General features: G+C 64.4%; 15 protein-coding genes. 4 read left to right on the top strand and 11 right to left on the bottom strand.

The features are described from left to right. Nucleotides 1-167: 167 nt before the first annotated feature. The 8 genes from ACI2KG_RS20740 to ACI2KG_RS20705 all read right to left on the bottom strand — a co-directional run bounded on the left by ACI2KG_RS20740 (nucleotide 168) and on the right by ACI2KG_RS20705 (nucleotide 10390). Nucleotides 168-2567 carry an RND family transporter gene (locus tag ACI2KG_RS20740; RefSeq protein WP_404663101.1) on the bottom strand — a complete coding sequence of 800 codons (2400 nt, stop codon included), beginning with the start codon at nucleotides 2565-2567 and terminating at the stop codon, nucleotides 168-170. After that, nucleotides 2564-3592 carry a WD40/YVTN/BNR-like repeat-containing protein gene (locus tag ACI2KG_RS20735; protein WP_404663100.1) on the bottom strand — a complete coding sequence of 343 codons (1029 nt, stop codon included), beginning with the start codon at nucleotides 3590-3592 and terminating at the stop codon, nucleotides 2564-2566. The genes ACI2KG_RS20740 and ACI2KG_RS20735 overlap by 4 nt, the downstream gene beginning before the upstream one ends. A 274-nt stretch (nucleotides 3593-3866) precedes the next feature. Then, complete coding sequence (gene pepN / locus ACI2KG_RS20730; protein ID WP_404663099.1) at nucleotides 3867-6524, bottom strand: aminopeptidase N; 2658 nt, start codon at nucleotides 6522-6524, stop codon at nucleotides 3867-3869. A 13-nt stretch (nucleotides 6525-6537) separates the two neighbouring features. Further along, nucleotides 6538-7368 carry a DUF2797 domain-containing protein gene (locus tag ACI2KG_RS20725; RefSeq protein WP_404663098.1) on the bottom strand — a complete coding sequence of 277 codons (831 nt, stop codon included), beginning with the start codon at nucleotides 7366-7368 and terminating at the stop codon, nucleotides 6538-6540. Next, entirely contained in the window at nucleotides 7365-7625 is a 261-nt protein-coding gene (locus tag ACI2KG_RS20720; protein WP_003260154.1) for a YeaC family protein, read from the bottom strand. Before ACI2KG_RS20720 ends, ACI2KG_RS20725 begins: the two co-directional genes overlap by 4 nt. A gap of 13 nt (nucleotides 7626-7638) precedes the next feature. Next, complete coding sequence (locus ACI2KG_RS20715) at nucleotides 7639-8532, bottom strand: rhomboid family intramembrane serine protease (protein ID WP_404663097.1); 894 nt, start codon at nucleotides 8530-8532, stop codon at nucleotides 7639-7641. After that, the gene (locus tag ACI2KG_RS20710) at nucleotides 8529-9500 is read right to left on the bottom strand and encodes a metallophosphoesterase (RefSeq protein ID WP_404663096.1); all 972 of its coding nucleotides are present in this window, start codon (nucleotides 9498-9500) and stop codon (nucleotides 8529-8531) included. The genes ACI2KG_RS20715 and ACI2KG_RS20710 overlap by 4 nt, the downstream gene beginning before the upstream one ends. After that, nucleotides 9500-10390, bottom strand: coding sequence for an NAD(+) kinase (locus ACI2KG_RS20705; RefSeq protein ID WP_008090067.1), 891 nt, complete (start codon nucleotides 10388-10390; stop codon nucleotides 9500-9502). The genes ACI2KG_RS20710 and ACI2KG_RS20705 overlap by 1 nt, the downstream gene beginning before the upstream one ends. Here ACI2KG_RS20705 and ACI2KG_RS20700 point away from each other — a divergent pair. Continuing rightward, nucleotides 10389-11411: a DUF1853 family protein gene (locus ACI2KG_RS20700; protein WP_404663095.1), complete on the top strand. Its 1023-nt coding sequence runs from the start codon at nucleotides 10389-10391 to the stop codon at nucleotides 11409-11411. The genes ACI2KG_RS20705 and ACI2KG_RS20700 overlap by 2 nt on opposite strands. A 226-nt stretch (nucleotides 11412-11637) precedes the next feature. Further along, entirely contained in the window at nucleotides 11638-12183 is a 546-nt protein-coding gene (locus tag ACI2KG_RS20695; RefSeq protein WP_404663094.1) for a cytochrome b, read from the top strand. On the opposite strand, the gene ACI2KG_RS20690 is transcribed toward ACI2KG_RS20695, so the two are convergent. Together ACI2KG_RS20690 and ACI2KG_RS20685 are read right to left on the bottom strand one after the other, a co-directional pair. After that, nucleotides 12174-13067, bottom strand: a complete 894-nt coding sequence (locus tag ACI2KG_RS20690) for a 1-aminocyclopropane-1-carboxylate deaminase/D-cysteine desulfhydrase (RefSeq protein WP_404663093.1) — start codon at nucleotides 13065-13067, stop codon at nucleotides 12174-12176. The genes ACI2KG_RS20695 and ACI2KG_RS20690 overlap by 10 nt on opposite strands. 151 nt (nucleotides 13068-13218) lie before the next feature. After that, nucleotides 13219-15255 carry an FAD-dependent oxidoreductase gene (locus ACI2KG_RS20685; RefSeq protein WP_404663092.1) on the bottom strand — a complete coding sequence of 679 codons (2037 nt, stop codon included), beginning with the start codon at nucleotides 15253-15255 and terminating at the stop codon, nucleotides 13219-13221. A 192-nt stretch (nucleotides 15256-15447) separates the two neighbouring features. Between ACI2KG_RS20685 and ACI2KG_RS20680 the strand changes: the two genes are divergently transcribed. After that, entirely contained in the window at nucleotides 15448-16566 is a 1119-nt protein-coding gene (locus tag ACI2KG_RS20680) for a nitrilase-related carbon-nitrogen hydrolase (RefSeq protein ID WP_404663091.1), read from the top strand. A gap of 4 nt (nucleotides 16567-16570) precedes the next feature. Continuing rightward, the gene (locus ACI2KG_RS20675; RefSeq protein ID WP_404663090.1) at nucleotides 16571-17611 is read left to right on the top strand and encodes an AraC family transcriptional regulator; all 1041 of its coding nucleotides are present in this window, start codon (nucleotides 16571-16573) and stop codon (nucleotides 17609-17611) included. A gap of 404 nt (nucleotides 17612-18015) precedes the next feature. Here ACI2KG_RS20675 and ACI2KG_RS20670 read toward each other — a convergent pair whose 3' ends face one another. Continuing rightward, nucleotides 18016-18408, bottom strand: a complete 393-nt coding sequence (locus ACI2KG_RS20670) for a MerR family transcriptional regulator (RefSeq protein ID WP_400617662.1) — start codon at nucleotides 18406-18408, stop codon at nucleotides 18016-18018. Between the last annotated feature and the right edge of the window lie 52 nt (nucleotides 18409-18460).

Here is an 18460-nt window from a genome sequence, read left to right as displayed (position 1 = left end):
GTACCGCACAAATCAGTAGGCTTGCACTGTACCTGTGAGAGCCCTGGGGCTGCTGTGCAGCCCATCGCAGGCCAGCTCCCACAGGGACCGCACAAATCAGGAGGCTTGCGCTGTACCTGTGGGAGCTGGCTTGCCGGCGATTGGGCCGCAACGCGGCCCCCTGCGATTCAATGGGCGAAAATCGACCCCCCTTCCTTGCCCACCATTTTCTCCGGCTTGATCAGGAACCGCGCCAGCGCCGGCAACAGCCACAACGCCCCGAACATGTTCCACAGCAACATGAAGGTCAGCATCAGCCCCATGTCCGCCTGGAACTTGATCGCCGAGAAAATCCAGGTGCACACGCCAATGGCCAGGCACAGCCCGGTGAACAGCACCGCCTTGCCGGTCGAGCGCAGGGTCTGGTAATACGCCTCCTGCAACGGCAGCCCAGCGCGCAGGAAGCTTTCCAGCCGGCTGTAGATGTAGATGCCATAGTCCACGCCAATACCCACGCCCAGCGCCACCACCGGCAAGGTCGCCACCTTCACACCAATGCCCATGTAGGCCATCAGCGCATTACCCAGCACCGACGTCAGCACCAGCGGCAGCACGATGCACAGGGTCGCGGCAAACGAGCGGAAGGTGATCAGGCACATCACCGCCACGCAGATGTACACCAGGATCAGGATGGTCAGCTCGGCCGACTTGATCACTTCGTTGGTGGCCGCCTCGATCCCGGCGTTACCCGCTGCCAGCAGGAACTGCAGGCCCTCCTTGTTGTGGCTGTCGGCAAACGCCTTGGCCACGGCGGTAACCCGCTCCAGGGTCTCGGCCTTGTGGTCGTTGAGGAACACCAGCACCGGCGCCAGCGAGCAATCGCCGTTGTACAGGCCGTCGGCACGGGCGATGGAGTTGTTGAGAATGTCCGGGTTGCGCGACAGGGTTTCCCATTTCAGGCTGCCCTCGTTCATGCCCTTGATCACCTGCTTGGACACCGTCACCAGGGAAATCGCCGACTGCACGCCCGGGGTGTTCTGCATGGTCCACATCAGCTCGTCGATCGGCGCCATGGTCGAGTGAATCGAGCACCGCTCCGACGGCGTCTTGACCATGATCACCAGCACGTCGGAGCTGGTCGAGTAGTTGCTAATGATGAAGTTGTTGTCCTGGTTGTAGCGCGAGTCAGGGCGCAGCTCTGGCGCGCCCTGGTCGAGGTCGCCGATCTTCAGGTTCTGGCTGTACCACAGCCCCCCGGCAAAGGCGAGCAGCGCCAGCACCACCGACACCGGCGCCACCTTGGCGCTGGCGAAGTTCGACAGCAGGCGCCAGAACGGGTGCTCGCGGGTCGCGTCCTTCTTGCTGCGCTCGATGGCTTTCTTGCTGATGCCCACGTAGGAGATGGCCACCGGCAGCAGGATCAGGTTGGTGAACACGATCACCGCCACACCGATGGAAGCGCCGATGGCCAGCTCGCGAATCACCCCGATGTCGATGATCAACAAGGTGATGAAGCCCACCGCATCGGCGAGGATGGCGATCATCCCCGGCAGGAACAGCTGGCGGAAGGTACGCCGCGCGGCAGTAAGCGCGTTGTCGGCATCACTTGACTGCAAGGCGATGCCGTTGATCTTCTGCACCCCGTGGGAAATGCCGATGGCGAAGATCAGGAACGGCACCAGCATCGAGTACGGGTCCAGGCCAAAGCCCACCGCATGCATCAGCCCCAGTTGCCAGACCACCGCCACCAAGGTGGTGATGAGCACGGCAATGGTGCTGCGGATGCACCAGGTGAACCAGTACAACAGCACCCAGGTGATCGCCAGGGCGACACCGAAGAACATCGCCACCATCACCAGGCCGTCGATCAGGTCGCCGACCTTCTTGGCGAAGCCGACGATGTGCACCTTCACGTTAGGGTTCTGCGCCTGGAACTTGTCACGGATCTTCTCTTCCAGCAGGTGCGAGAACTGCTGGTAGTCCAGTTTCACCTGTTTGCCGGGGTCTTGCGGGTCGGGGTAGCTCTCCAGCAGCGGAACATCGACGATGCTGGACTTGAAGTTGTTGCCCACCAGCCGGCCGACCTGGCCCGACTTGAGCACGTTGTCGCGCAGGGTATCGAGGCTGTCCTGCGAGCCGTTGTAGGTGTTGGGGATGACCTCGCCACCGGAAAAGCCCTCTTCGGTGACCTCGCTCCAGCGCACGCTGGGGCTCCACAGCGACTTCAACCCGGCACGGTCGACACCGGGGATGTAGAACACCTCGTCATGGATCTGGCGCAGGGTCTCCATGTAGTCCTTGTCGAAGATGTCACCGTTGACCGCCTCTACCGAAATGCGCACGGTGTTGCCGAGGTTGGCCAGGTCGTTGCGGTGCTCCATCATCTGTTCGATGAACGGATGCTGCAGCGGGATCATCTTCTCGAAGCTGGTAGACGGGCGAATCTGCGTGGCCTGCCAGAACAGGAAAATGCTGATCAACACGCACAGGGCGATGACCACGGGGCGGTTGTTGAAGATCAGGCGTTCGAGCAGCGTGGCCTTGTCCTGGTGCTGCGGGTGCATGCTGATGCTCTCCCTGCTGGTCATGGACGCACCTCCCCGGCAACCTGGTCGGCACCTTCGGCGCTGGCCAGGTGCACACCACCCTGCCCCACCAGCAGCAGGCCGCCGTTGGCCAGGCCACTGACGCCGGCCAGGGCAATGCGGTCGGCACGGTTGTGCACGCTGAAGGTCTGGCCGTCGTCGGTGCTACGCAGCACACTGCCGCCATTGCCGACCAGTACCAGGCTGCCATCTTCGACAAGCGTAGCGCCTGCCAAGCCGAATTCGAGGGTGCCACGCGCGGCCTTGAGCTCGATCGGCTGCCAGCTGTCACCGAAGTCGGCCGAGCGGAACAGGTTGCCGCGCAGGCCGTAGGCCAGCAGGGTATGAGGTTGGCGGGTGCCGATCACGCCAAACAGCGAGCCCTCATAGGGCCCTTGCACCCTGGTCCAGGTCTGGCCATTGTCGGCAGAGCGGAACATGCCGCCCTGCTCACCGACGATGAACAGGCCGGCATCGCGCACCCGGGCGATGCCGTTCAGGTGCAGCTGGTCGGGGTTATCCAGGCGCTCGGCCACGTCCTGCCAGTGCTGGCCACCGTCGGTGGTTTCCAGCAAGGCGCCGTAGGCCCCCACGGCAAAGCCGTGCTGGGCATCGAGGAAGGTGATATCGAGCAAGGGCGCTTCACGGGCCAGGTCTTCGAACTGCTTGCTCCAGGTAGCGCCGCCATCGTTGCTGCTGAGGATTTGCGCGTCATGGCCGACGGCCCAGCCGCGCTTGTCGTCGAGGAAAAACACCGCAGTGAGCAGTTGCCGGGTAGGCACCCGGGCCTGGGTCCAGGTACTGCCCTGGTCGTCGGAGAACAGGATATGGCCACGATCGCCGACCACCACCAGGCGCTTGCCGGCATGGGTGGCGCCGATCAGCAGGCTCTGGCTGGCCTTGGCCGATTCGGTGGAGTATTCGTCGGCGGCAGCGGCTTGCACGCTGTGAGCCCACATGCCAAGTGCCAGCGCCAGTACCGCTGCGGCTGCCAATGGCCAGGCGAGGCGCCTGTTCTGTTCCCTCATGACTGTCCCCCTGTTGTGTTCTTGTTTGGCGGGTCAATGCATTGCAGGCACTGCGAAAAGCCTGATCTAGAGGCCTGCAATAGCTTGAGGGGATCGTAGCGGGGATGTTTGCGGGAATACAACGGGCGGGGTGTTATGTTTTGTTGTCGGCTTTTAAAAAGCCGGGGCCGCTGTGCGGCCCTTCGCGACACAAGGCCGCTCCTACAGGGAATCGCGTAACCCTTGTAGGAGCGGCCTTGTGTCGCGATGGGCTGCAAAGCAGCCCCCTTGGCCCTCAAGCCAGGCTCTTGCTCACCACTTCATACACATCACTGGACAGCTCACCCGAAGCCAGAATCCGCTCCAGTTCGCCCTTCATCAGGCCCTGGCGCGCGCCGTCATACTTGCGCCAGCGGGTCAGCGGCGCCAGTTGACGCGAGGCAATCTGCGGGTTCAGCGCATTCAGCTCAATCACCAGGTCCGCCAGGAAGCGATACCCCGAACCATCCGCGGCATGGAAGTTGACCAGGTTCTGCCCGGCAAACGCACCAATCAACGCACGCACCTTGTTCGGGTTCTTCAGGGTGAACGCCGGGTGCTGCATCAGTGCCTTGACCCGCGCCAGCCCGCCCGGCAGCGCGCTGGCCGCCTGCACGCTGAACCATTGGTCCATGACCAGCGGGTTGTCCTTGAAGTGCTCGGCAAAGGCTTCCAGCGCTTTCGCGCGCTCGGCCTCGAACGGCGAGTTGACCAGCACCGCCAGCGCGGTCAGGCGCTCGGTCATGTTGTCACAGTGCTCGAACTGCTCCAGGGTCGCTGCCAGCACCTGCGGCTTGCCGCTCTGCATCAGGTACGACAGGGCAATGTTCTGCAGGCTGCGGCGGGCAAAGTGTTCGGCCGAGGCCATGTAGGCGGTGCTGCGCGACACCTCACGGTGGGCCTGGTAGCGCGCCCACAGGGCGTCGAACAGCTGCTCGGCGATCTGCTGACGGGCGAACTCGCGGGCAGCGTGGATGGCATCCACATCGGCCACCTGGCTGATCTCGGTGAGGTAGGCCTCCCCCGGCAGCGAGAGCATTTCGGCAACCATGGCCGGGTCCAGCGTTTCGTTGCCCAGCACCGTGCCCAGGGCAGTGATCAGGCGCTGGTCGAGCTTGAGTGCTTCGCCGCGCTGATGCTGGCCGATCAGTTCCTGCAGTACCTGTACCGACAGTTGCTGGCCCGCTTCCCAGCGGTTGAAGCCGTCACTGTCGTGCTGCATCAGGAACATCAACTGGTCGCGGTCATACGGGAAGCTCAGCTTCACCGGGGCGCTGAAGCCACGCAGCAACGACGGCAGCGGCTTGGCGACGATGCCCTGGAAGGTGAAGGTCTGCTCGGCCTCGGTCACCGACAACACGCGGCTGGTGCCTTGCTGGGTCGTTTCACCGGCCAGTAGCAGCGGCAGGTCGTTGCCGGCGGCATCCAGCAGGCCCAGCTCGACCGGGATCACGAACGGCAGTTTTTCGGCCTTGTCCGGTGTCTGCGGGCAGCTCTGGCGGAAGGTCAGGCTGTAGGTCTGCGCGGCAGCGTCGTAGGCCTCGCTCACGTCCAGGCGCGGGGTACCGGCCTGGCTGTACCAGCGCTTGAACTGGGTGAAGTCGACACCGTTGGCGTCTTCCATGGCCTTGATGAAGTCATCAGTGGTCACCGCCTGGCCATCGTGGCGTTCGAAGTACAGGTCGCTGCCCTTGCGGAAGCCCTCGGCGCCCAGCAGGGTACGGACCATGCGCACCACTTCGGCACCCTTTTCGTACACGGTCAGGGTGTAGAAGTTGGAGATTTCGATGAAGCTGTCGGGGCGAACCGGGTGGGCCATGGGGCCGGCGTCTTCGGCGAACTGGTGGGTACGCAGGTAGGCCACGTCCTCGATGCGCTTGACCGTGCGCGAGTTCATGTCGGCGCTGAACTCGGCATCGCGGAACACCGTGAAGCCTTCCTTCAGCGACAGCTGGAACCAGTCACGGCAGGTGACGCGGTTGCCCGACCAGTTGTGGAAGTACTCGTGGGCGACCACGCCTTCGACGCGCTGGTGCGCGGCGTCGGTAGCGGTTTCGGCACGGGCCAGCACGCAGCTGGAGTTGAAGATGTTCAGGCCCTTGTTTTCCATCGCGCCCATGTTGAAGTCGTTGACCGCGACGATCATGAAGATGTCCAGGTCGTACTCACGGCCGTAGACTTCTTCATCCCAGCGCATGGACTTCTTCAGGCTGACCATGGCGTGGTCGCACTTGTCGATGTTTTCGGGCTCGACGTAGATGCGCAGGGTCACATCGCGGCCGGACTGGCGGGTGAAGCTGTCCTCGACGCACCACAGGTCACCGGCCACCAGGGCGAACAGGTAGGCCGGCTTCATGAACGGGTCTTCCCAGGTCGCCCAGTGGCGGCCGTCTTCCGCCGGCCCGCTACCGATCGGGTTGCCGTTGCTCAACAGTACCGGGTAGCGATGCTGCTCGGCGATCACCGTGGTGGTGAAGGTGCTCATCACGTCCGGGCGGTCGAGGTAATAGGTGATCTTGCGGAAGCCCTCGGCCTCGCACTGGGTGCAGAACATCTTGCCGGACTTGTACAGGCCTTCCAGCGCTGTGTTGCTCTCCGGGTGGATTTTCACGCTGGTGTCGAGGGTGAAGCGCTCGGTTTTCGGCTGGACCGTCAGGCTGTCGGCACCCAGCTGGTAATCGCCCGCCTGCAGTTCCTGGTCGTCCAGCGAAGCGCGCAGCAGCTCCAGCTGCTGGCCGTCGAGTTCCAGTGGCGGCAGGCCGGCACCGCGTGCCGGGTTGCGGCGCATCACCAGTTGCGCGTGAACCAGGGTGTGGTCCTCGAACAGCTCGAAGGTCAGGTGCGTCTCGTCGATCAGGTACTCGGGCGCCTGGTAATCCTTCAGGTAGATCACTTGCGGTTGTTCGGTACGCATGTGCAGGTCCTTTTTACTGGAGCACGGCCAACTGGTAGGCCGTGTACTTGCGAATATTGATCACACCGGTGTCGAAGATCAGGTACTGGCCCTTGATGCCCAGCAGCGTGCCTTCCACCACCGGGGTTTTGTCGAGGTTGAAGCTGACGATCTTGGTCGGGTAAGCCTCGACCGGGTAGTTCATCTGTACCACTTCGGCGTCGGCCAGCGGCTGGATCGCCTGCAGGCCGAAACGCTGCTGCAGCGCTCGCAGGCCGTCAGCGCAGGCTTCGAAGATCTGCTCGCGAATGGCCTGCAGGTCGAGCACTTCGGCGTCGCCCTTGAGCAGCGCACGCCAGTTGGTGCGGTCCGGCACCCGGCTGCGCAGCACGTCTTCGACCAGGCCCGACTGTTGGCGGGTGGCCACGCGCATGATCGGCAAGGCCTGGCTGGCGCCCTGGTCGAGCCAGCGGGTGGGCAGCTGGGTGGCGCGGGTGATGCCGACCTTGATGCCCGACGAGTTGGCCAGGTAGACCACGTGGTCAGTCATGCAGAACTGTTCGCCCCACGACGGCTCACGGCAGGTGCCGGCGTCGTAGTGGCATTTTTCCGGGGCCATGATGCACACATCGCACTGGGCCAGCTTGGTCATGCACGGGTAGCAGTAACCCTGGCTGAAGCTGGTCTTGGTGCGCTTGCCGCAATGGCTGCAGTGAATGGCGCCGAGGTATTCCAGGCGCAGGCGCTGGCCAATCAGCGGGTTGACCGGCACCTGGGTGTCATCCAGGCGGAAGCTGTACTGCACCACCGGTGCCTGCAGGCTTACCGCCATCTTGCTCAACGAGCCACGAGCGAGTTCGATCAATGTACCGAGTCCGACTTGAACAGAATGTTGGCGATCGGCGCGGACTTCGACGCGCATTCCTGCGGGCCCATGTAACCGGTGCGCTGGTCTTCAGGCAGGTTTTTCATTTCCCAGGCGATCACTGCCTGCAGCGACAGCTCTTTCTGCTCGGCGGTGAGCTTGCGGCCATCCGACCATTTGCCGATTTCCACGGCCAGTTTCAGGCTCTCGTAGATTTCCGGGGTGATGTTTTCAATCATTTGCGCGAAAGTGGACATAGTGTCTCCTGATTCAAGCCGACAGTTTACGCCGGGCAAGCGCCCCACCCAAGAGCCCGGTCAGGCATCCGATGAGCAGCCCGCCGACATGGGCGGCATTGGCGATCTGGCCAAGGCCGAGGGTGCCGACCACGCCGGTCAGGCACACCACCAGCCAGATCAGCATCATCGCCAGCACGCCCTTGGGCAGGCTGAAGTAACGGTTGGGCGCCAGCCACTGGAACAGCCAGACATGCCCGAGCAGGCCATACAGCACGCCGGACAGGCCGCCGAACAGGCTCGGCCCACTGGTGTAGTGCTGGGCCAGGTTGGATACCAGGCTAAACAGCAGGGTCAGCCCCAGCAGCATCCACGGGCCCTGGCGCAGTTCGATGCGTTTGCCCAGCTCCCAGTACCACAGGCTGTTCATGGCCAGGTGCAGCACGCCGAAGTGCAGCAGCATCGGCGATACCAGGCGCCACCACTGGCCCTGGTCGAGGGTTTGCGCCAGCGGGGTGAAGTACAGGTAGTCGCCCTGCACGCGGAAGTCGAGGAAGGTGAACCAGCTGATGGTGGTGAAGTTGTCGCCCAGGTTGGTCAGGCCGGCGACGATGAAGCACAGCAGCAGGGTCAGGGTGGTGATTTTGCAGGCGCGGGCTTGTTCCGTCAGGGAGGGCCCTTTCGCGGGTAAATCGGACCGCCGCACCGCCGCTCCTACAGGTGCCTGCGTTGCCGGGATATCGGCGTTGCCTTCCGGGAAGCGCTGGTAGAGTTCGCGGACGTCTTCGGCGAGGGTGTCGGGGGCCCAGAGGACCTGGGCGTCGCCCTCCTCGCTGACCCGGTGCGGCACCTGCAGGCGCTGCAGCAAATGGACGAAGCCGCTGAGGTCGACCGACAGCGGCAGGCGCATCACTTCGATAATGTTCATTGGTTGGCCTGTGGGCGGTCGACGTCGACCCAGACGAACTTGTGCGGGTCGATGCGGGTTTCATCATCCAGCCGGTAGGCGGCCAGCTTGCCGTAAAGTACGGCACTGTAGTCCAGGCAGGCCAGGTTGGGGCGAATCGGCGCGGGGTGGCCGCTGCGCCAGTAGTGCCCGACAAACAGCAATGGCTCGTCCTCGGCGTAGCGCAACAAGGCGTTCTTCTGGCTGTGGCTCAGTGGCGCGCTGGCCACCTCTTCGGGTAAGGCATCGGGCTGGAACACGATGTCGCCGTAGGTTTGCGGGTCTTCTTCCCAGAACTTGGTGCGGAAGAAGGCGCGGGTCAGGCCGTCGCCACCGGTCAGGGTAAGGCCGTCGGGCAGGCGCATGTCGGTGCCGCGCAGCAGGCGGTTGCACACCGTGGCGGCGAAGCTGTTGCTGACTGCCGAGGCCTGGATGAAATGCTCGTCGATACGCCCGTCGGGGTATTGCTGGCGCAGCGGCTCGATCAGTTGCCGGTCCCAGCAGGCATGCACCAGCCGGAAGCGTCCGGCATCGACGAACAGTGGCAGCTCGTAGAACCAGTTGACGAAGTCGTGCCAGTCGCCAGGGTGCTGGGCGAACTGGGTCAGGGTTTCGTCGATCAGCCGGGCATGCCGCGGCGTATGTTCGCGCACGTAGGCCTTGCCGCTGCCGGGCAGCGCCGGGGTGACCCAGCCGAGCGCGTTGTACTCGTGGTTGCCCATGATGCAGAACCCCTGGCCGGCCTCGACCATATCGTGGACGATGTGCAGTGCCTCGCGGATGCGTGGCCCGCGGTCGACGATGTCGCCGAGGAACAGCGCCTGGCGCCGCGGGTGGCGCCACACGCCGGCCATGCGCTTGTAGCCGAGGGCGTCGAGCAGGCGTTCAAGGGTCAGCGCACAACCGTGCACATCACCGATGATGTCGAAACTGCGCGCCGGATCGAGCATCAGTCGTCCCTGCTCCCCAGGCGGCTGCCCCAACCCAGTTTGGTGCGGCAGACCTCGTAGTAATTGTGGTCCAGCGGGTGGATCAGGCGCAGTTTCTGCGGCTTCTTGCTGACCGTAATGGTATCGCCAGGGGCGCAGGTGAAGTGGTTCTGCCCGTCACAGGACACTTGCGGGTAGATCTGCAGGTCCTTGGACACCACGATCTTCAGCTCGCTGTTGCCGTCGACCACGATCGGCCGGCCCGACAGGGTGTGCGGGTACATCGGCACGATGACGATGGCGTCGAGCTTGGGGTGCATGATCGGGCCGCCGGCCGACAGCGCATAGGCTGTAGAGCCGGTAGGGGTGGCAACGATCAGGCCGTCGGCCTTCTGGCTGCAGACGAACTGGCCGTCGATGTAGATCTCGAACTCGATCATGCGCGTGGACTTGCCCGGGTGCAGCACCACATCGTTCAGCGCATCGCCCTGGCCAATGGCTTCGTGGTGGCGGCGCACCTCGGCCTGCAGCAGGAAGCGGTTTTCCACCAGGTAGTGGCCGTCGAGCACCTCGGCGACTTTCTCTTCCAGCTCGTCGGGGCGAATGTCGGTAAGAAAGCCCAGGTTGCCACGGTTGATGCCCAGCACCGGAATGTTGTGCCGCGCCAGGGCGCGGGCGGCGCCGAGCAGGCTGCCGTCGCCGCCGACCACGATGACCAGGTCGCAGACCTCGCCCAGCAGCTTGCGGGTGGAGGTTTGCAGGCCGTGCCCGGGCAGCACTTCGGCGATGGTGTCCTCGAGGATCACGTGCAGGTGGCGCTCGAGGAGGAATTTTTTCAGTCGGCGAATGGTGTCGAGCACCTGCGAGCTGCCAAGGCGACCGATGATACCGATATTGCGAAATTGCTCCATGGGGCTCCTGCGAGGCTCTGCGGCGGGTGACGATGTGCCGATTATGGGCGAAACCACCGGGCAGCGGCAAACCGGCTATGCTCGCAAGATGACGCCATTCGCCCAACTCCACGACCTGCCCCGGCAACTGCAGCGCCCCGCCGTGCGTGACCTGGCCTGGGCCCTGCTGTCGCCGCCGCTGCTCAGCGCCCCGCCCTGCCCCCAGCGCCACCCGCTGGCAGGTAGCCTGTGGGCGCGGCAACCGCAACACCTTGAGCAGTGGTTGCGGGGGCTGGATGACGACGACCAGCCGTTGCGCGAGTGGCTGGCAAAGCTCGGCAGCCGGCGCCTGGGGCATTACTACGAACGCCTGTGGCAATTCGCCTTGGGCCAGGCGCCGGGCGTTGAATTGCTGGCGGCCAACCTGGCCATTCGCGATGGCGGGCATACCTTGGGCGAGCTGGACGTGCTGCTGCGTGACGGCGACGGTGTGCACCACCTGGAACTGGCGATCAAACTGTACCTGGGCCCGCCAGGCGCCGGGCACGCCCCAGATGCCTGGCTGGGGCCGGGTTGCCATGACCGGCTGGGCAGCAAGCTGGCGCATCTGGCGGGGCACCAGTTGCCCATGTCGAAGGGGGCGCACAGTCGTGAGGCGTTGGCTCGGCTAGGGGTGGAACAGGTGCAGGCGCACATGTGGCTGGGAGGTTATCTGTTTTATCCGTGGCCTGGGCATGCCGAACCGCCGGAGGGTGCCGACCCGGGGCATTTGCGTGGGCGCTGGTTACGGCGGCAGGACTGGGTCATGGCTGAGGGTGAGCATTGGCAGCCGTTGCAGCGGCATGCCTGGCTGGCGCCGGCGCGGGTCGAGGCGAATGAGTGCTGGCCTGTAGAGCAGTTTGCGGCGTGGCTGCAGGTGCTGGAGCGGCAGGCGCCGGCGCAGCTGCTGGTGAGGTTGGAGCAGCAGGCTGATGGTGCCTGGCAGGAGGTGGAGCGGGTGTTTCTGGTGGCTGACAGTTGGCCTTTTTTACCCGAGGAATGATGCCGCCTGCCCCGGCCCTGTGGGAGCGGGCTTGTCCCGCGAAGAATCCATTGAGGTGGATGGCACCGGCTGCGCCGGTGTTCGCGGGACAAGCCCGCTCCCACAAGGCTAGTAACGGCAACACAATTTTCACAGACCCAGCGCAAAGATCTGTTCCCGGTAGCCATTAAAATGACACCTGAGCGCCAGCAAGAGCGCCATTCCGACCTGATGACGAGGACCGATCATGGTTTCAACCACCCCCACGCCCCATTACGCGCGCCTGTCCATCGCCCTGCACTGGCTGATGCTGGTGCTGCTGGCCGCTGTCTACGCCCTTATCGAGCTGCGTGGCCTGTTCCCCAAGGACAGCGCCGAACGCAACCTGATGAAAGACCTGCACTTCATGCTCGGGCTCAGTGTTTTCGTACTGGTCTGGTTGCGCCTGGCCGTGCGCCTGAGCCGCCCGACCCCGCCCATTGTGCCAAAGCCGCCAGCGTGGCAGACCGGCCTGGCGCACCTGGTGCACCTGGCGCTGTACCTGATGATGATCGGCCTGCCGCTGGCCGGCTGGCTGATCCTGAGCGCTGCCGACAAGCCCGTGCCGTTCTTCGGCCTGGAGTTGCCGCACCTGATCGGCCCGAACCCGGACCAGGCCAAGTTCATCAAGGGCTGGCATGAGCGCATCGGCAGCTGGGGCTACTGGCTGATCGGCCTGCATGCCGTAGCCGGCCTGTACCACCACTACATCAAGCGCGACAACACGCTGTTGCGCATGCTGCCCTACAAGTAACCGCGCCGGCCCTGCAGGCCACCGGTGTGCACGACAATCAGGCGGCTGCCGGGCGCGAACAGCCCCGCGGCCACCTGATCACGCAGGGCCAGCAGGGCCTTGCCGGTGTAAAGGGCTTCGAGCGGCACGCCCGTGCGCTGCTCGCAGTCGGCGATGAACGCCAGCAACGCATCATCGAACTTGCCGAAACCGCCACGGCAGGCGTCGTGTAGCTGGTAGCCGTGCGCACCAGCCAATGATGCTACCGCCTCCGGCACACCATGATCCCTGGGCACCGCCAAAGCGCCATGTACGGCATGCGCCCCTGCCTCGGCCAGCACCAGGCCGGCCAGGGTAGTCCCCGTTCCGCAGGCCAGCCACCAGGCATCGTAGCCCGCCCAGCCCAGCGCCGCGATTTGGGTGCGGGCCTGCTGCATGATCAACGCGCAGCCCTGCGCGCCGGCCAGCCCGCCGCCGCCTTCGGGGATGCAGTGCCAGCCGGGGTAGCGTGCCTGCCAAGGCTCCCAGAAACCGGGTTCGTTACGCGCGCGGTAGCCGCCATAACCGAGCCAGTGCAATTCCATGCCCAGCGCCTGCAGGTCATGCACGGTTGGCGTGTCCTGGGGGTGGCCGCGCAACAGGCCAGCGGTGGCGAAGCCGAAGCGCTTGCCGGCGGCGGCCAGGGCGTGCAAGTGGTTGGAATGGTTGCCGCCGAGGCTGATCAGGCCTGGGGCGTTGCTGTTGGCGGCATGCTGCAGGTGGTGGCGGAGCTTGAACCACTTGTTGCCGCTGATCAGGGGGTCGATCAGGTCCAGGCGCAGGATGGCGGCTTCAAGCTGTGCGGTTGCCAGCCAGGGCAGCTTCAGGCGCTGAAGCGGGGCTTGGGGGAGTTCGAATGAATGCATGAATCGCAGTCTACAGGGAAAACCTGGGGGCGCTTGTGGGAGCGGGCTTGCCCCGCGAACACCGGCAAAGCCGGTGCCAGACCCCGCGTCGCCTGCTTCGCGGGACAAGTCGGATCGCCGCACCGCCGCTCCCACAGCGGCCCCGGCGGTATCAGAGCTCGGCTGCCAATCGCGACCCCTGGTTGATCGCCCGCTTGGCATCCAGCTCCGCCGCCACATCGGCGCCACCAATCAAATGCACCGACTGCCCCGCCGCCACCAGCCCGTCCTGCAGCTCACGCAGCGGGTCCTGCCCCGCGCAGATCACCACGTTGTCTACCGCCAGCACCTGCGGCTCACCCTCGCCCACGCGAATGTGCAACCCGGCGTCGTCGATGCCCAGGTACTCGACACTGTTCAGCATCTGCACCCGCTTGTTTTTCAACCCGGTGCGGTGAATCCAGCCGGTGGTCTTGCCCAACCCATCACCCACCTTGGATTTCTTGCGCTGCAACAGGTAAACCTGACGCGCCGGGGCATGCGGCTCAGCCTTGATCCCCGCTACCCCACCGCGCGCTTCAAGCTCGGTGTCGATGCCCCACTCCTTCCAGAACGCCTCGCGGTCCTGGCTGGTGGCCACGCCTTCATGCACCAGGTACTCGGATACGTCAAAGCCGATACCACCTGCGCCAATCACCGCCACCGCCTTGCCCACCGGTTTGCGTTCAAGCAACACGTCCAGGTAACTGAGCACCTTGGCATGCTCGACACCAGGAATGGCCGGCGTGCGCGGGGCAATACCGGTAGCCAGGATGATTTCGTCGTAGCCGCCCTCCACCAGTGCCTGCACATTCACGCGGGTATTCAGGCGCAGGTCAACGCCGGTGCTTCGCACTTTGTTGCGGAAGTAACGCAAGGTTTCGAAGAACTCTTCCTTGCCCGGCACCCGCTTGGCGACATTGAACTGCCCGCCAATCTCGCTGGCAGCATCGAACAGTGTCACGCTATGGCCGCGCTCTGCAGCAACGGTGGCAGCAGCCAGGCCGGCCGGGCCGGCGCCGACCACGGCAACGCGTTTTACCGCGCGCACAGGCAGATAGTTGAGCTCGGTTTCATGACAGGCACGCGGGTTGACCAGGCAACTGGTCAGCTTGCCGCCAAAGGTGTGGTCCAGGCAGGCCTGGTTACAACCGATGCAGGTGTTGATTTCATCCGCGCGACCGGCCGCGGCCTTGTTGACGAAGTCCGGGTCGGCAAGAAACGGCCGGGCCATCGAGACCATGTCGGCATCGCCCTCGGCCAGCACCGCCTCGGCCACTTCCGGGGTGTTGATACGGTTGGTGGTGATCAGCGGAATGTTCACCACGCCACGCAACTTGGCAGTGACCTTGCTGAACGCCGCGCGCGGCACCTTGGTGGCAATCGTCGGGATGCGTGCCTCGTGCCAGCCGATGCCGGTGTTGATCAGCGTGGCGCCGGCCTGCTCGATGGCCTTGGCCAGCAGCTCGATTTCGTCCCAGCTGCTGCCCCCCTCGACCAGGTCGAGCATCGACAGGCGGAAGATGATGATGAAGTTCGGCCCCACCGCGCCACGTACCCGGCTGACGATTTCCACCGCCAGGCGCATGCGGTTCTCATAACTACCACCCCAGCGGTCGGTACGGTGGTTGGTGTGGGCGGCGAGGAACTGGTTGATGAAGTAGCCTTCCGACCCCATGATCTCGACGCCGTCGTAACCGGCGCGCTGGGCCAGTACCGCGCAATTGACGAAGTCGGCGATCTGCTTCTCGATGCCCGACTCGTCCAGTTCCTTGGGCTTGAATGGGTTGATCGGCGCCTGGATCGCGCTGGGTGCCACCTGCCGTGGGCTGTAGGCATAGCGCCCGGCATGCAGGATCTGCAGGCAGACCTTGCCACCCGCAGCGTGCACCGCTTCGGTAACGATCCGGTGCTTGTCGGCCTCTTCCTCGGTGCTGAGCTTGGCCGCGCCGGAATACACCCCACCTTCATCGTTCGGCGCAATGCCGCCTGTGACCATCAGGCCGACGCCGCCACGGGCGCGCTCGGCAAAGTAGGCGGCCATGCGCTCGAAACCGCCTGGGCGCTCTTCGAGGCCGGTGTGCATCGAGCCCATCAGGGTGCGGTTACGCAACGTGGTAAAGCCCAGGTCCAACGGGGCGAGCAGGTGCGGGTAACGGTCGGCGGCCATGGAAAGGTCCCCATTTGGCGTGATCACGGGATGCGGGCACCTCACCGGTCGGCGGGCTCCGTCATTTGTCTGCCTGCGACATTAAACAGCCGTTTGAATCGGCTCAATGATCGAAACTGACAAGTTATTGATCCTGACAAACAGCGGGACTACCCTAGGGAACCCTCGTTACCCAAGGCGCTGTCCTGCCTCATGCGAAAACTCCTGGCAAGCGCCTTGGCGCTGGTGATGATTGCCGCCCTTTGCGGCTACGGCTTCTGGACCCAGCAACGTCCGGAAGGCCACTACCTGTCCGACCTGCGTATCGAACTGGCACTGAACCATGGTGTGCCCGGCGAGCACGGCAACCTGCTCGGCGTCGAGCCGCTGCTGTACCCGGGCGACTACCAGAACCTGCAACGCCTGCACCGCAAGCTTGCCGCCTACCTGGAACAGGCCCGTGCCCAAGGGCTGGTGAGCCCGCGCACGGTGGTGGTGCTGCCGGAACACATCGGCACCTGGCTGTGGGCGCGCGGCGAAAAGAACGAGCTGTACCAGGTCACCCAGAGCCGCGAGGCCCAGCAATGGCTGGAGCTGAGCAACCCGCTGCGTTACGGCCTGGCCATGCTCGGTGCCGACAGCGACGACCGGCGTGCCGATGCGCACCTGCGCATGAAGGCCGAGCAGATGGCAGCAGACTACCAGCAGCTGTTCGGTGGCCTGGCCAAGGAATTTGGCGTCACCCTGGTGGCCGGTTCGATCGTGCTGCCCGCCCCGTATGTGAAACAAGGCGTGCTGCATGCCGGCCGTGGCCCGCTGTTCAACAGCAGCGTGGTGTTTGCCGGTGACGGCACGCTATTGGGCCAGCCGCAGCGCCAGCAGTACCCCGACAGCGAAATGCGCCGTTATGTCCACGACGGCCGCCAGTACCCGCTGCAGGTGGTGCAAACCCCAGCCGGGCGCCTGGGGGTGCTGGTGGGCAGTGACAGCTGGTACCCGGAAAACCACCAGCAACTGGCGCAGCAGTCGGTACAGTTGATCGCCAACCCGGTGTTCCTCAGCGGCAAGGGCAGTTGGCAAGCGCCGTGGCGCGGCAACCGCCATCAGCACGCCAGCGCCGGGCTGGCCTTGCAGCGTGGCGAGGTCAGTGAACAGACGGCCTGGCAACGTTTGACCGCTGCGGCCGGGGCCGGTGTCAGCAGCATGAGCGTGTTCGTGCGCGGGCAATTTTGGGAACAGGGCAGTGACGGCCAGGGCTTTGCCCATCAGGCCGGCGAGTTGCTAGTCGGCACGCCCAGCCCTGGTGCCCGCCTGCTGAACCTGTGGCTGTAGGCCCATGACCCGCCCTCGCGTGCGCCTGGGCGACCTGTCGGTTGGTTTTGTCCAGCCACTGATCGACGCCCTGCGTGAACGGGGACACGACCCCGAACCGTTGCTATGCCGCTATGGCCTGGATGCGCCCCGCCGGAGTGAGGCGGGCGCGCGCCTGTCGATCCCCCGCTACATGCACCTGGGCAACGCCGCCATCGAACTGAGCGGTGAGCCGGCGCTGGGCCTGCACATGGGCCGCCTGAGTCGCCTGGCACATGCCGGCCTGGCCGGGGTCACTGCGGCGCAGGCCCCCACCCTGGGCGAGGCAGCGCGCACGTTGCTGCGTTTCGAGCCACTGTATGCGGCTAACTACCGTGGCCACTCCAGCTTTCATGAAGATGCCCAGGGTGCCTGGTTGCGGTTCTATTCAATCAGTCCCTACAACGCCTTCAACCGCTTTGTAGTGGATTCACTGCTGGCCGGCTGGCTGGCCCAGTTGGCCGACCTTGCCGGCGTCCCCGTGCAGGCCGAGCGCCTGGACATCGAATTTGCCGCACCCGCCTACGCTGCGCAGTACCAGCCGCTGTGCAACACGCCGGTGCAGTTCGCCGCCGAAGGTAACCAGCTACGCCTGAGCCGCGCCACCTTGCAATTGGCCAACCCCAGGCATTGCCCGAGCACCTGGCAGCACCTGTTGCAGCTGTGCGAAACCGAGATGCTGCAACGTACACGGGTGCGCAGCCTGGGTGAGCGCATCACCCACCTGCTGGGCCCGCTGCTCAATGGCGGCCGGGAACCGGACCTGGAAGAAGTGGCACTGCACCTGCAACTGCCCACCTGGACCTTGCGCCGCAAACTGGCCGAGGAAGGCACGCGCTTTCGCGACCTGCTCAATGAAACACGGCGCGACCTGGCCGAGACCTACATCCGCGATACGGCGCTGGCGTTTGGCGAAATTGCCTACCTGTTGGGGTTTGCTTCGGCTGAGGCCTTCCAGCGCGCATTCAAGCGCTGGACGGGCCTGACGCCGGGGGAGTTCCGCCGCAGCCAGCGGCGGGTGGGTTAAAGCTCGGTAGCGTCGTCGGCCGGTTCCGGGGTGTCCAGTTCGTAAGCCTGGGTTTCGAGTAGTTCTTCCTGGTATTCGTCCATGCCCTGCGTCCTCTTTCTCATTTGTCTTCGTAGGTGTCGCCTTCAAGCTATGCAGGTGGCATGAAGGAATGATGACAAGCCTATGAGTGGTAAACGTAGCAAGGGTTCAGGACGTTATCACAGGGCATTTGTAACAACGGATGCGCCACAAAGCTCCTCCCCGGTTAATGCCAGTCAGTTAGGCGACAAGGGCTGACGGGTGTTTGCCTTGGCGGGATCGAATCGCACAGGGCACCCAGGAAGCGCGCGAGGCGCTGAAAAGAAGGCACCGAGTGCAAATGAGAAATAGTTGCAGATAAACACCCTTATCAATGCCCGCATTCAGCCGCCCGTGGCAAGGCCTTCAGGCAGCGTCAGCCCGGTGGCGATGGCACTGGCTACCAGCTTGGCCCGCTCGGCATCGAGCAGCGCATAAGCGGCTTGCAGCGTACTGATCTTCGCCTGGATTTCGGCCATCTTGCGGGTGACCATGATCGCGCCTTGCGCGCAATCGATGGTATTGCCCCTTTTGGCGGCAAGCATTTCGCCAATCTCGGCAAGGGTGAACCCGCCGCTCTGCGCACCCTGGATAAAGGCCAGATCGTGAACGGTCTGCTCGCTGTAGCTGCGGTAGTTGTTGGCTTGGCGCTGGGCGACGATAAGACCGAGTTGTTCGTAATAGCGCAATGTATGGCGGCCAATGCCACTGCGCCGCTCCAAGGCACCAATGTTCACGGCAGAAAGTCCTTGACTGTAGAGTGGGCTCTACACCCTAACCTGCGCCCAA

It is taken from the genome of Pseudomonas sp. NPDC089407, assembly GCF_044900445.1.
Taxonomy (GTDB): domain Bacteria; phylum Pseudomonadota; class Gammaproteobacteria; order Pseudomonadales; family Pseudomonadaceae; genus Aquipseudomonas.
Note: the sequence above shows the minus strand (reverse complement) of the source record. Positions and strands in the feature narration are given on the sequence as shown.